Origin of the sequence: Sphingomonas sp. G-3-2-10, assembly GCF_012927115.1 — a bacterium.
In the GTDB taxonomy this organism is placed as follows: domain Bacteria; phylum Pseudomonadota; class Alphaproteobacteria; order Sphingomonadales; family Sphingomonadaceae; genus Sphingomonas.
Genome location: NZ_JABBFY010000001.1, coordinates 1,889,672 through 1,903,456, shown reverse-complemented (window position 1 = coordinate 1,903,456; position 13,785 = coordinate 1,889,672). Strand labels below are relative to the sequence as shown.

Genomic DNA, 13,785 nt, shown 5'->3' with positions numbered 1-13,785 from the left:
CAGTTTTGCAACGTTTCCGGGTTGTTTCCGCTACGTCGCCGGTGACGAGATGGTGCGCGGCACTCGAGGATAGGCGGCCAACACGTCGCCGAGCGCCGCCTTGAGCGGGCCCAGATACGAATCGAAGGGCTGCCACGCCTCGGTGCCGTCGCGGAAAATGGGCTGGCGGACCTGTTCCGAACTGGCCGTGCGCACGGCGCGGTCGTTCTTGTGGAATTCGAGGCAGGCGGGTTCGAAATCGAGCCCCAGCGCGGCGAGCAGCGCGCGAACCTGCGCTTCGGTATCGTCGACCATGCTCTCGTAGAAGACGCGGTGGACCAGGCCGGGGCGGACCGCATCGACATGCGCCATCAGCCGCACATAGTCGCGATAGTAACGGCCCATATCGTCGAGGCCGTAGCTGAACGCCTGACCGCGCGCGAAATGCTGTTTGAAGTTGGAGAAGCAGCAGCCGAGCGGGTGGCGGCGCGCGTCGATGATCTTCGCGTTGGGCAGGATCAGGTGGATCAGCGGCACATGCGCCCAGTTGTTGGGCAGCTTGTCGATGAAGAAGGGCCGGTCGGTCTGGCGCTGGATCGCGGCGCGCTTCAGGTAATCCTCGCCCATCTCGCGGAATTTCTCCGGCGGGAGATGGCCGATGCCCTCCGGATAGTCCGCGATCTGGCGAACCAGCGCGGGAATGTCGGGCAGTTCGGTGGTGCCTTCGACTTGGCTGTGGCTGGACAGGATCTGCTCGATCAGAGTCGATCCGGCGCGGGGCATGCCGAGGATGAAGATCGGATCGGGCGCGTCGCAGCCCAGCCCCTTGCCCGCGTCGAGGAACTCGCCGGTGAAGGTGGCGATGCTGGTATCGACGAAGCGCTCGGTCTCGTCCGCGTCATATTTGATCTTCGTCTTCCGCAGGCGGTTGCCGGCTTCGTAATGGGCGAAGGCGACGACCGGCTGCTTGCGGTCCTCGAATGCCTTGCCGAGCGCGAAATCGAGGTGGAACCGGTCCTCGTCCGAAATGTCGCCGCGGCCCAGCGCGGCGCGCATCGCGGCGATGTCGGACTCGTCGAACTTCACCGTCTTGAGATTGGCGAGGCTCCACCAGACTTCGCCGAGGCCTGGCGCGAATTCGAGCGCCTTGCGATAGGCGGCTATACCCTCCGCCTGCCGCCCGACGGTCTTGAGCATATGGCCATAGCTCATCCACACCTTGGGCTGGTCGGGCGCGGCGTCGAGCACTTCGCGGTACAGCCCGATCGCTTCGTCGAACCCGCCGAGCCGGGCGAGGGCCGCGGCCTTCAGATTGGCGTGGCCGATATTGTCGGGATCCTCGCCCAGTACCTGATCGAGTTCTGCCAGCGCTTCGGTCGGGCGGTTGAGGCGATAGAGAACCAGCGCGAGATTGGCGCGCGCGGCAGTGAAGGCAGGCGAGAGCTCGATCGCGCGGCGCAGGAGGGACTCCGCATCCTTGTAGCGCCCGATCCGCCCGGCCAGTTCGGCGAGCATGCGGATCGCAGCGACATCGAACGGGTCTTCGCGCAGATGCGCCTTCAATCGCGGTTCGGCGTCGTGGAGGCGATTGTCGTGCAGCGCCAGCGCGGCTTCGAGAAGGCGGGGATGGTAGCGCGAGGCGGGCAGGGGCTGCATGGGCGAAATGTAGGCAGGTTCCAGGCCTGCCGTCACCCCCGCCCGGAGCACAATAACCGGCGCGGCGCGGTTGACACGGTTGACACCAATATCGCGAAAAACCGGCCTTCCCCAAAAACGCGCATGCGGACCAGCCGAACGTCGTCACGATATCAAAGAGCGGCCGGATGCGGGCGGGCATCGACGCATCGTTTGCAGCAGGCGGAATCCAACATTGCAAGGTGTCGAGACCCTAGGCGCGGGGGCGCTTCCGTGCTTCATTCCCTGCATCGGGGGGAAGCGATCATGACTGTCGACGTCAAGGCTACGGACAGGCGGCCGTTCGGATTCTGGACCGCGACCGCGATGGTGATCGGCGGGATGATCGGGGCGGGGATTTTCGTCCTGCCTGCGCAGCTTGCCCCCTATGGCGCGACCGGGGCGGTGGCATGGGTGGCGGCGATTGCAGGGGCGGTGGTGATCGCCTGGGTATTCTCGCGGTTGTTCGCGGCACGCCCCGAAACGACCGGGGCGATGGCGGCGGTTGCCGACGGGCTCGGCCCGCTGCCCGCCATGCTGGTCGCCTGGAGCTATTGGGTAAGCCTGTGGTGCGCCAATGCGGTGCTGGCGCTGACCGCGTCGCGCTATCTTGCCGAATTCTGGCCGTGGCTCGGATCCCGCACGATCGTTTCGGCCGGTGCCGCGCTGGCGATGCTCTGGGCGCTTACCTTGTTCAACCTGCTTGGCGCGCGCGATGCCGGGCGGCTGCAAGTGGTGACCGTGCTGCTCAAGCTGATGCCGCTGGTCGTCGTCGTCCTGATCCTTGCGGGGCTGGCGTTGACCGATCCCGGCCGGTTCTCCGCGAACGGGCATGCGCCGTTCGAACCGGTCCAGCTTACGCCGGCGCTGGGCCTCGCCTTTTTCGCATTGCTCGGGTTCGAATGCGCGGGTGTCTGCGCCGAGCGCGTGCGCGATCCGGGTCGCATCGTCCCGCTTGCGACGATGGCGGGCGTTGTGGTGACCGGTGCGCTGTATCTGCTGGTCTCGACCGGCATCGTCTATGCCATGCCGCAACAGGCGCTGGCGGATTCGGGCGCTCCCATCGCGCTGTTCGTTGGCGAATTCTGGGGGAGCAAGGCCGGGCTGCTCGCCGCGGCGTTCGCGATGATCTCGGCGCTGGGCTGCCTCAACGGCTATGTGCTGCTGGTCGGCGAAGTGCCGCTCGGCATGGCGCGCGCCGGGTTGCTGCCGCGCTGGATGGCGCGCACGAGCAGCCGGGACGTGCCGGTGGCGGTGATGCTCATCGCCAGTGCGCTCGCCAGCGTGCTGATCCTGAGCAACGCGTTCCGGACGCTCTCCGGGCTGATGACCTTCATGCTGAACATTACCGCCGCGGCGACCATCTGGCTCTATATCGGCGCGTGCGCCTCGGCCTGGGTGCAGCGCGTGGCGCGGCCGTGGGCGGCGGTCGGGTTCGCCTTTGCGATATGGGTGATGATCGGCACCGGGTGGGAAGCGCTGGCGTGGAGCGTGGTGCTGATGCTGACGGCGGTGCCGTTGTACTGGCTGCGGGGGCGGGGGGCCACCGTTGCGGACTGAAAGGCAGCCCGCCGTCTACATCATGGCGAGCGGACGAAACGGAACGCTCTACGCGGGCGTAACCTCCGATCTGATCGCACGCATCTATTTGCACCGCTCAGGAGACATCGAGGGGTTCACCTCGCGATATGACGTCAAGCGTCTCGTCTGGTTCGAGCCGCATGGCGTCATGGAGACGGCGATCATTCGCGAGAAGCGGATCAAGGCTTGGAAACGCGCTTGGAAGATCGACCTGATCGAAAAGGACAATCTCTTGTGGCGCGATCTGGCCGAGGATTTCGGATTCGATCCTTTGGGCGACGATCCACTCAAATAGCTTCCGTCATCCCAGCGAAGGCTGGGATCCAGAGTTAGATGGGGCGTCGCTCGTGACTCTGGATCCCAGCCTTCGCTGGGATGACGGAGAATTTGAACAGTCAGCCCAGCAGCCACCCGATAACGCTGCGATCCCGCAAAATCTCGTGCGCGGCATTGTGCCCAGGCGCGCCGGTGACGCCGCCGCCCGGATGGGTGCCCGCGCCGCACATGTAGAGGCCCTTGATCGGCCCGCGATAATCGCCGTGGCCGAGGACCGGGCGGGCGGCCCAGAGCTGATCGAGGGACATATGGCCGTGCATGATGTCGCCGTTCACCAGCCCGAACTTGCGCTCGAGGTCGAGCGGCGAGTGGATCTGGACGCCGAGGATCGACTTGCGGAAATTGGGGGCGTGCTTCGTCACCGTATCGATGATGAGGTCGGCGGCCTTGTCCTTCTCGTCGTCCCAGCTGCGGCCGTCGGGCAATTGCGGCGCGAATTGCTGGCAGAAGAGCGACGCGATGTGCATCCCCGGCGGCGCCAGCGTGTCGTCCACCGAAGTCGGCAGCTTCATCTCGACGATCGGCTCCTTCGACCAGCCATAGGCCCGCGCGTCGGTATAGGCCTTGTCCATATAGTCGAGCGTCGGCGAGATGATGATGCCCGCGGTGTGATGCTCGGCCTTTTCCTTGCCGGGCAGGACGGTGAAATCGGGCAGTTCGGAGAGGGCGACGTTCATCCGGAACGTGCCCGAACCGGCCTTGAAATTGTCCATGCGACGGGCAAAGTCGGGCGACATGTCGCTGCGGTCGACCAGCTGGCGATAGAGCAGGGCCGGGCCCACATTGGCGGCGACGATCTTCGCCGCGATCTCCTCGCCGCTCTCCAGCTTCACGCCGGTGACCTTGTTGCCGTCCACGAGCACCTTGGCGACCGGTGCTTCCAGGCTGATCTCGACGCCCATATCGGTGCAGGCTTCGGCCATATACTGGGTGATCGCGCCCATGCCGCCGACGCTGTGGCCCCACATGCCCTTCTTGCCATTGATCTCGCCGAAGACGTGGTGGAGCAGGACGTAGGCGCTGCCGGGCGTATCGACGCTGGCATAGTTGCCGACGACCGCGTCGAAGCCGAACGCGGCCTTGATATATTCATTCTCGTACCAGCTATCGAGGAAGTCGCGGGCGGACTTGACGAACAGGTCCATCACGTCGCGCTGCGCCTCGATGTCCATGCCCATCAGGCGGCGGCCCTGCGAGGCGGCGGCGAGGAGCGCGCGGACGCCGCTGCCGACGTTGGGCGGGGTCTTGAGCGCGAGATCGCGCAGCACTTCGGCGACGCGTTCGAGGGCTTCCTCATATTTGGGGAAGGTCTCGGCGTCCTTCTGGCTGAAGCGGGCGAATTCGGCCTGGGTGCGCGCGGTGCCGCCGCCTAACTTCAGGTAACCGTCCTCGTGCGGGAAGAAGTTGCTGATGGTGCGCTCGATGATCCGCCAGCCGCGCTCGTGCAGGCGCATGTCCCTGATGACCTTGGGGCGGAGCAGGCTGACCGTGTAGCTGGCGGTCGAATTGCGGAAGCCGGGGTGGAATTCCTCGGTCACCGCCGCGCCGCCGACCACGTCGCGGCGCTCGAGGACGCGGACCTTGAGGCCCGCCTTGGCGAGATAGAAGGCGCAGACGAGGCCGTTGTGGCCGCCGCCGATGATGAGTGCGTCGTAAGTCTGAGTCATTCTCGCCCCTTCGTCATCCCCGCGAACGCGGGGACCCATCTCGTGCAGTTCGGCTGGCTACTCCCGTCGCGACTGCGGCACGTCCGGGAGATGGGTCCCCGCGTTCGCGGGGATGACGGTTACTCGGTGACGGCCCGTGGCCGTCTCGACCACCCCGGGGCAGGCGGCTGGTGCAACCGCGCCTCGGGGATCAGCCCGCGGATCTTTCGCGCGAAGCTGCGCAGGCAGACTTCGCTCTTGCCCAGCGGGCCGACCGAATAGCTTTTCGAAGCCATGCCCTGCTGGATGCGGGTGATCAGCCAGGTGTCCTCGGCATTCACGTCGCGGTTGATCCGCCAGTTGGCGTAGCGGACCAGCTTCATCTCGCGGCGGTCGTCGGGCAGGGCGAAGGCCATTTCGCGCAGCACGCATTCGGTGGGGCTGATCGGCAGCCACTGCATGAAGTCGATCTGGTCCGAATAGATGTCGAACGCCTGATTGGGCCACAGCTTGAAATAGAGCCACAGCCGCTGGTTTTCGTCCGGCAGATGCGGGGCGTGAGGCAAATGCTTCTGGTAGAAATTTTCCCAGTGGTTCGTGCCCGGCCGGTCGCGAAGCTGGCCCGACATCTTGTCGACCCAGGGCTGGGCCTCGATCGCATAGCTCTTGCCGAACAGGCGGGTGAGGCCGGGATGGGCGACCGGAATGTGCAGGCCGTCCGAGTAATTGTCGCCGACATTCTTCCAGTTCACCGCGCGCTCGCGCAGGCGGACCGGGCTGATCGTGCGCATATCTTCGAAGCGATAGGGCGCGACTTCATGGTCGTAGGGCGCCATCATCTCGGCGACCGAAGGCCCGCCGCGATCTTCCAGCCGGACGAAGACGAAGCCGCGCCAGATCTCCACGTCAACCGGCGCGAGGCCATGCTTGCTGGTGTCGAGGGCGGGATAATCGGACTTCGCGGGCACGCCGGTCAGGCGGCCATCGGCGTCATAGGTCCATGCGTGATAGGGACAGACCAGCTTCTTCGCGCAGCCGACCGGCCCCTCGACCAGCCGCATCGCGCGATGGCGGCAGACATTGGTGAAGCCCCTGATCGACCCGTCCTGCTGGCGGATCGCGATCACGCTTTCGCCGATATAGTCGATCGTGTGATAGTCGCCGGGCTTCGGCATGTCGCTGATATGGCAGACGATCTGCCAGGACGGGCGGATGACGCGATCCATCTCGACGTGAAAATATTCCGGGTCGGTGTAGAGCCAGCCGGGCAGGCTCAGATTGGCGTCGGGATCCACATTGGCGTCGGCAAAGCTGTGCGCCATCGGCGTCCCTCACTGGTTGTTGTACGATCGTATAATGGAAAAGCCTGACTTCGGCAAGGCGACGGGTTAAGGTGCGCGCGATGGCGACCCGCAGCTATACCCGTTCGGAGCCCGATGCGCGGCGCCAGAGCCTGATCGAAGCGGCGGCGCGGGTGCTGGCGGAACGGGGCGCGTCGGGCGCGTCGGTGCGGACGATCTGCGCCGAGGCGGGTGTGTCGCCGGGGCTGCTGCGGCATTATTTCGACGGCATCGATGCGCTGATCGCCGAGACTTATGCATGGACCGACGCGCAGGTGGACGTGGCGCTGGCGGCCGCAGTGGCGGCAGCGGGGCCGGAGCCGCGCGCGCGGCTGATCGCCTACGTCACCGCCAGCTTCCGAGCGCCGATCGCCGATCCGCAACTGCTCGCGACATGGATCGCCTTCTGGAGCCTGGTGAAGGCGCGGCCTGAGATGGAGCGGCTGCACGGCGAGATCTATGCCGGGTATCGCGCCGGGCTGGAGACGCTGCTGAGCGAATGCGGGATGGCACCGGGCGAGGTGCGGCTGGCGGCGGTGGGAATCACCGCGCTGGTCGATGGGCTGTGGCTGGAACTGTGCCTCGCGCCCGGGACGTTCAGCGCGGAGGAAGCCAGCGGGATCGCGGAGAAGTGGATTAGCGGGCTGCTGGCCTAAATTCCTCCCCGGAACGGGGAGGAATTTGAAAGTTACTTCGCCAGTTCCATCAGCACGGTGCGGTAGAACACGATCGACGGCGCGATTTCGCTCAGGGGGGTGCGTTCGTTCAGGCCGTGGGCGAAGGCGTCGCTGCTCTTCATGAAGATCGGGCTGATGCCATAGCTCTGCACGCCGCGCGCGCGGAAATGCATCGAATCCGTCGCGCCGGCCGACATGCTCGGGACGATCGGCACGCCGGGGAAGCGGGCATGGACGGTCTTTGCGATCAGCTTCATCAGGTCCGGACGCAGCGGCGAGGCGTCGCTGGCCACCGCTCCGCTCTCGATCTCGCGGATCGACAGCTCGGGATCGTTCACCACTTCCTTGAGCTTGGCCTGCACGTCGGCGACCGGCGTGCCGGGGAAGATGCGGCAATTCACCGTCGCCACCGCGCGCTGGGGCAGGGCGTTGGGTGCGTGGCCCGCATTGACCATCGTCGCGACGCAGGTCGTGCCGGTCTGCCCGACATAGCCCGGATCGGCGCGCAGCGTGGCGAGCGCTTCCTTGTCGCCCGGATTGGCGGCGTAGCGGCGCATCGCGTCGGCGGTCTTCGGATCGGCATTGTCCGCCGCAGCGAGGAAGCTCGCCTTGGTGATCTCGTTGATCTGCGCGGGGAATTCATACGCGCCGATCCGCTCCAGCGCGCGGGCGAGCGAATAGATCGCATTGGCCTTGCGCGGGGCCGAGCTGTGCCCGCCGGGATTGGTGAAGGTCAGCTCGAAATCGGCATAGGTCTTTTCCGCGCCCTGCACGCCGAAGATCATCGGCTTGCCGCTTTCGTCATATTCGCCGCCGCCGCCGTCGATGTTCAGCAGCAGTTCGGCGTCGTGATAGCGTTCGGCGAGGATCGCGGTGGTCTTCATCGTCGTCTCCTCGTCGCCCGAGAGGAGCAGGAGGATGTCGCGGCCGGGCTTGAAGCCTTCGCGGCGCAGCTGGATCAGCGTGGCGACCATCGTCGAGAGGTCGTACTTCATGTCGCTGGCGCCGCGGCCCCAGATATAGCCATTCTCGATCACCGCAGTGAACGGATCGCGCTTCCAGTCGGCGGGCTTGGCCTCGACCACATCCATATGGCCCGAGATGTAGATCGGCTTGGCGCCGTTCTTGGCCTTGCCGGTGCCGCGATAGCGGGCGACGAGGAAGGCGGTGTCGCCGACGCGCTCGACGATGATGTCCTCGGCGGGGAAGCCGGCTTCGACCAGCACGCCCTTCAGATAGGTCGCATATTCGAAGGTCTGGTTGCCTTCGCCGATCACGGTGCGGAAGCCGATGCCGCGCTTGAGCAGTTCGACGGCCTGCGCCTCGGCCTGCGGATAGGCGCCGGTGGGGCTGGGGACGGCCGCGCCGGGCTTTGCGGCCGATTGGGCCTGTGCCGCGCCGGCGAAACCGGTGGCGAGCGCCACTGCGAGGAAAGCCTCAAACCCGCGACGCGCCATGCCTTGTCTCCTTGTTGAACGAGCGTAAAGTTAGGCGAGGCAGTGGGGGAATGGCAATGCGTGAAGTGTTTCGCTGGATCGCCTTTTGTGTCTGCCTGTCGCTGGCCGTGCCGGCCGCCGCGCAGGTCCGTTACGTGCGGGCGGGCAAGCTGATCGATGTGGTCGCGGGCCGGGTGCTGACCGACCAGCTCATCCGCATCGATGGCGAGCGGATTGCCGGGCTGGGGCCGTGGACCGGCGCGCCCGCCGACGGGCCGGTCGAGGACTGGTCGGGCTACACGGTGATGCCGGGCCTGATCGACATGCACACGCATCTGGCCGACTTCACAGGCTTCGACATGGGCGGCGTGTTGATGAAGACGCAGGCCGAATCGGCTTTGGTCGGCGTGTTCAACGCGCAGACGACGGTGCGCGCTGGCTTCACCACCGTGCATGACGTGGGCTGCTATCGCGGGCTGACCGATGTGGCGTTGCGCGATGCGATCAACATGGGCTGGGTGCAGGGGCCACGGATGAACGTGGTCGGCGCGTACATCACCGTGCCGGGCGGGGGCGGCGACATCACCGGCTTCTCGCCCGACGTGGCGATTCCGTTCGACATGCGCTTCGGCGTGATCCGTTCGCCGGAGGAGGCCCGCGAGCGAGTGCGCTTCCTGTTCCAGAAGCGCGTGGATTCGATCAAGCTGGTCGCGTCGGGCGCGGTGCTGGCGATGGGTGGCGAACCGGGGCGGCTGGAACTGTCCGAGCCCGAGATGCGCGCAGCGGTGGACGAAGCGCGCGAGAATGGCGGCTATGCCACCGCCCATGCGCATGGCGCGAAGGCGATCATCGCCGCGTTGCGCGCCGGCGTGCGCTCGATCGAGCATGCCTCGCTGATCGATGCCGAGGGGATCGCGCTGGCCAAGGCGAACGGCGCCTGGCTGGTGATGGACATCTATAATGGCGATTACATCGACAAGGAGGGCCGCGAGAAAGGCTGGCCGGCGGAGTATCTCCGCAAGAACCGCGAGACGACCGAGCTGCAGCGCCAGGGCTTCACCGCCGCGCACAAGGCAGGCGTGAAGATCGCCTATGGCACCGATGCCGGCGTCTATCCCCACGGCCAGAATGCGATGCAGTTCGCCTACATGGTCCGTTACGGCATGACGCCGATGCAGGCGATCCAGTCGGCAACGATCGTCGCGGCGCAGCTGCTGCGCTGGGAAGGCGATGTCGGTGCGGTGGCGGTGGGCCGCTATGCCGATCTGGTCGCGGTGAAGGGCGATCCGCTGAGCGACATCCGCGTGCTGGAGCGGGTCTCGTTCGTGATGAAGGGCGGGGTGGTCGTCCGCTAGTGTATTGCCGATATGATACACATGTGACATGATCCTTCCGGACAAGGGGAGGGCATCATGGCTTCGAATGCGACGACCGCGCGGATCGCGGGGCTGCTGTACCTGATCGTTGTGGCGGCGGGGATTTTCAGCCTCGCTTATGTGCCTTCGGTGATCGAGAAGAGCGACGATCCCGCAACGCTCGTCGCCGCGATCCGCGAGCATGAGACGCTGTTCCGCATCGGCATCGCGGCGGCGTTCGTCTGCTACACCGCCTTCCTGATCCTGCCGCTGGCGCTGTACCGGCTGCTGGCGCCCTATGGCCGGACTGCCGCGATGCTGATGGTCGCGCTGGCGGTGGCGAGCGTGCCGATGTCGTTCGGCAACCTGATCCACCGGGTGGACGTGCTGTCGCTGCTCGGCGAGGAGCCGTCGCTTCGCGGACTGGCGGCAGGGCAGATGGACCTGCAGGTCGCGCTCGCGCTGGAAAGCTATTGGAACGGCATCTTCGTCTCGAAGATATTGTGGGGCCTGTGGTTGCTGCCGTTCGGATGGCTGGTGTTCAGATCTGCGGTGATCCCGCGCGTGCTGGGCGTGATGCTGATGGCCGGATGCTTCGGCTATCTGATCGCCTTTTTGGGTAGGCTGCTGGTGCCGGGCTACGCCGAACTGCCGTTCATCGGCTATGTCTCGCTGCCCGCGACGATCGGCGAGATCGGGAGCTGTTTGTGGCTGCTGGTGATGGGCGCGCGGGAGCGTGAGGCTGACTCGAGCTGATCGAAGGCAGTTAGAACGCGACCATCGCGATGCCCAATGCAGCTACCAACCCGATCACGATGAAAATCAACGCGTCGGGCTGTTTTTTCTCTTCGGGCGGGCCGCCCAGGAAATCGAAACTTGATAGCAATGTCGGGCTTTCGAAGCAGTCCACGACCTTGTTGTCGCTGCTGTTGATGACCTGGAACTCCTCCAGAATCATCCCGTCGAACTCCTTCATCGTGCGACCCTCGACGTTCACCCGGGTTGCCTCTCCTGGTAAGAGTTTCTGGGATCGGTAGCTGAAGCGCTGAGAGAGAATTCGCTCCTCGACGGACTCGTACTCCGCGAACTGCATCCAATATGCCCGCGGTTCGCTCTCCAGATTGCGGATTTCAACATAGGCCTGCGGATAGCTATAGTTGGCGTAGCCGGTTCCGCCGCCCTGAACGCGGCCATCCGACGAAGTGTAGATGGGAATCTGATAGGGATTGCTGCCGGTTTTCTTCACGATCAACAGCTTGACGTCTGCAAGTGTAGTCAACGGCATGGCATATTGGCCGTAGCGCATCATCATCATCCCCCCAGCGACGAGAAGGATAGCTCGGCTCGAATCTCGCGCAAGGTGTCAGATATGCGGACGAGTTTCGACGCGCATCGGGAGAGGTTCGAAGGAAAAGGAAATTAGGCTGGAGCGGGTGAAGGGAATCGAACCCTCGTCGTAAGCTTGGGAATTGCCCCAATCGCCTCTGTAAAGTATTGAAAATCCTTGTTGTTTCAATTGACACAAGGACTTCGAGTTTGATGGAAACGCCGTGGGAACGGATGGCATTCGATGAAATGTGCCGTGCGGTTACCCTGTGGTTTCCCCCGATTCGGCCCCTTGCGTTGACCAAGGGATGACAAAATGTCTGTGGCAAAATTTCTTACGCCGACGGCGATCGACCGCCTGAAACCCGGTGAAGTTCTGCGGGACATCTCCTCTCCGGGACTGTCCATCGAGGCAAACCTAAGCGGCTCTCGATCCTGGCGCTACCACCGAAAGGCGAAAGCTGGGAAGCCGGTGAGAAAGACGCTCGGCTCATGGCCCGCACATAGCATCATCGATGCGCGGGAATGGGCGCGAGAGTTGAATGCGTTGATCGAGCGCGGCCAGCACCCTAGCGACGCGGAGAAGCGTGACGCAGCCGCTGCGGCCGCTGAAGCAAAGCGTCTCGCGACAACGGTTCGTGTGGTGTGGGAACAGTATATCTCCGCGATCGAGCCTCAGCAGGCGCCGAAGACTATCGAGATGAAGCGCTGCCGCATGGAGCGGGATATTCTTCCTGCTATCGGCAAGATACCGATCAGTGACATTACCTTGGATCACTTGTGGGACATCGCCCAGGCAAAGCTTGAAGCTGGCTATGGGGTCGCCTCCAATCATCTCGTTGCCGACATGAAAAGCTTCTTCAACTGGTGTCAGTCCCACGGCAGGCATGTTGCAGGGCTTAACGGTGCAAATCCGGGAACTCACCTCAAGAAGCTTGGCGAAGAAGGTGTTCGCACGCGTTTCTTGGACGTCTGGGAGTTACCGCTCTTGCTCCGGGCGATGGCGGAACTCGACAGTGTCTCACGCCGACTGTTAACCTTGCTTCTCCTTACCGGGCAACGGCTCGATAATGTCGTCAGCGCCCAGTATGACCAGTGGGAACCCGCAGTCGGGTCCTGGGTCATCATGAAGATGAAGGGGAAAAAGCGAGAGCGCGTCCCGAATGTGCTTCCGCTTGCACTGTGGGGCCGGTCGCTATTTGTCCGCCCAGACCCTGACAAGTCGCAGTGCGACCGGGTGCGAGCACGGACAGTCAAGTGGCTGTTTCCGAGTGTGCGGGGCGACGGACCGCGGATCGGTCACATGCGTAGCTTGTGCGACGATCTCGTCGCGCGGATGCAGAAGCATGCGCCTGAAGGCAGGACGGTTGAGCGCATCATCCCGCACGATTTTCGTCGTACGCTCAAGTCTCATCTGGCGCGTTTGAGAGTGCCGAAGGAGCATCGCCATGCAGTGGCGGGACACCGCGAGAGTGGGATCGACAAGCACTATCTGATGTACGAGTTCATGGATGAGAAGGCTGCGGCGCTTGAGAAATGGGAGCGGGAACTGATCCGTATTGCGCAGGCCGAAAGCGTAGCGGAAGAGCTTAGTATTCCCATGACCCCGCCCTCCTCAATCCAGTTTTCGCGACATAGAGGGTATGCGATGGTGGGCCTTCAGGACTCCAACCTGTGAGCCCCGCATTACGAAGGCTACTCAAAGGTGGGGCAAGAACGTTGGTTTTCTGTCAATTTCGTCCGGAAGTTGCGTACGGGATAATGGCGATCCAAACCCTGCCCAAACACAGCCCCCCCGTTCGTGATTTCCTCGTGAAAGTGCTTTCACTCGGTCGATTGCCAGAACCGGACCTACGCCCGACCTACATTTGCCGCCGGTCCTGTTTGCGTGGCGCAAGGGTCAGGCCGGCGCGCTTCCATATCGACCAACCATTCATGCAATCCCGCCGGCCTTCCGCCACACTCGACCAGCGCCAGTCCGCCGCATTCGCAACCAGCCGCGCACGAACCGGGCTTGGAGCGACACAGCGTAGTTCCGCGACGAGAGGCACCCCGTCCATCGCGGCCGAGTTGAAGCGCCGTGTCAAAAACGCCCGGTCACCCGCAACCGCGCGTTGATACAGGCGGTGTAGCGGCAGTAAACATAACGGTACGTGCGCCGCAGTCCGTCCTAGTCACTGGGCACCGTGATGATGTGAGAATTTTCGGCGTCAGGCAGTAAGATAAGATCGCCACCCGCACGACGGAAGCGGCATCAGAGAGCAGATCCTAATAGAATTCTCAGTCCCAACCCTCGAGGAAGGTCCGTCCACGCCGATCATCCCCGTTGCGTGACACAATTAGTAATGCCCGGAACATGATGCGCGGGCTTGACCATTGACGCAGATAAAAACGCGTGCGTGAGGAAACAGAGGGGTATCGCACGTGACGCTGTA

The 13,785-nt window shown here is 64.1% G+C and carries 11 protein-coding genes; 6 read left to right on the top strand and 5 right to left on the bottom strand.

Annotated elements, in window-relative coordinates; genetic code table 11:
* Positions 1-30: 30 nt before the first annotated feature.
* Positions 31-1,635 carry a sulfotransferase gene (locus HHL13_RS09360; RefSeq protein ID WP_169555408.1) on the bottom strand — a complete coding sequence of 535 codons (1,605 nt, stop codon included), beginning with the start codon at positions 1,633-1,635 and terminating at the stop codon, positions 31-33.
* A gap of 285 nt (positions 1,636-1,920) precedes the next feature.
* Here HHL13_RS09360 and HHL13_RS09355 point away from each other — a divergent pair, with 285 nt between their 5' ends.
* Together HHL13_RS09355 and HHL13_RS09350 are read left to right on the top strand one after the other, a co-directional pair.
* Positions 1,921-3,213 (top strand): amino acid permease, encoded by a 1,293-nt coding sequence (locus HHL13_RS09355; protein WP_169555407.1) that lies wholly within the window; start codon positions 1,921-1,923, stop codon positions 3,211-3,213.
* 22 nt (positions 3,214-3,235) lie between these two features.
* Positions 3,236-3,529 (top strand): GIY-YIG nuclease family protein, encoded by a 294-nt coding sequence (locus HHL13_RS09350; RefSeq protein ID WP_169555406.1) that lies wholly within the window; start codon positions 3,236-3,238, stop codon positions 3,527-3,529.
* A gap of 100 nt (positions 3,530-3,629) precedes the next feature.
* Here HHL13_RS09350 and HHL13_RS09345 read toward each other — a convergent pair whose 3' ends face one another.
* Both HHL13_RS09345 and HHL13_RS09340 read right to left on the bottom strand, forming a co-directional pair.
* On the bottom strand, positions 3,630-5,237 hold the full coding sequence (locus HHL13_RS09345; protein ID WP_169555405.1) for an NAD(P)/FAD-dependent oxidoreductase: 1,608 nt from the start codon (positions 5,235-5,237) through the stop codon (positions 3,630-3,632).
* A gap of 119 nt (positions 5,238-5,356) precedes the next feature.
* On the bottom strand, positions 5,357-6,538 hold the full coding sequence (locus HHL13_RS09340) for an aromatic ring-hydroxylating dioxygenase subunit alpha (RefSeq protein ID WP_169555404.1): 1,182 nt from the start codon (positions 6,536-6,538) through the stop codon (positions 5,357-5,359).
* Between the two features lie 80 nt (positions 6,539-6,618).
* On the opposite strand from HHL13_RS09340, the gene HHL13_RS09335 reads away from it, so the two are divergent.
* Positions 6,619-7,212, top strand: a complete 594-nt coding sequence (locus HHL13_RS09335; protein WP_169555403.1) for a TetR family transcriptional regulator C-terminal domain-containing protein — start codon at positions 6,619-6,621, stop codon at positions 7,210-7,212.
* Between the two features lie 32 nt (positions 7,213-7,244).
* Here HHL13_RS09335 and HHL13_RS09330 read toward each other — a convergent pair whose 3' ends face one another.
* Positions 7,245-8,690, bottom strand: coding sequence for a M20/M25/M40 family metallo-hydrolase (locus HHL13_RS09330; protein ID WP_169555402.1), 1,446 nt, complete (start codon positions 8,688-8,690; stop codon positions 7,245-7,247).
* Positions 8,691-8,746: 56 nt separating this feature from the next.
* On the opposite strand from HHL13_RS09330, the gene HHL13_RS09325 reads away from it, so the two are divergent.
* Together HHL13_RS09325 and HHL13_RS09320 are read left to right on the top strand one after the other, a co-directional pair.
* Positions 8,747-10,024: an amidohydrolase family protein gene (locus HHL13_RS09325; protein ID WP_346775531.1), complete on the top strand. Its 1,278-nt coding sequence runs from the start codon at positions 8,747-8,749 to the stop codon at positions 10,022-10,024.
* 57 nt (positions 10,025-10,081) lie between these two features.
* Positions 10,082-10,780 carry a DUF4386 domain-containing protein gene (locus tag HHL13_RS09320; RefSeq protein ID WP_169555400.1) on the top strand — a complete coding sequence of 233 codons (699 nt, stop codon included), beginning with the start codon at positions 10,082-10,084 and terminating at the stop codon, positions 10,778-10,780.
* Between the two features lie 10 nt (positions 10,781-10,790).
* On the opposite strand, the gene HHL13_RS09315 is transcribed toward HHL13_RS09320, so the two are convergent.
* Positions 10,791-11,336, bottom strand: a complete 546-nt coding sequence (locus HHL13_RS09315; protein WP_169555399.1) for a hypothetical protein — start codon at positions 11,334-11,336, stop codon at positions 10,791-10,793.
* A 330-nt stretch (positions 11,337-11,666) separates the two neighbouring features.
* Between HHL13_RS09315 and HHL13_RS09310 the strand changes: the two genes are divergently transcribed.
* Positions 11,667-13,028 carry an integrase arm-type DNA-binding domain-containing protein gene (locus HHL13_RS09310; protein ID WP_169555398.1) on the top strand — a complete coding sequence of 454 codons (1,362 nt, stop codon included), beginning with the start codon at positions 11,667-11,669 and terminating at the stop codon, positions 13,026-13,028.
* The last annotated feature ends 757 nt before the right edge of the window (positions 13,029-13,785 follow it).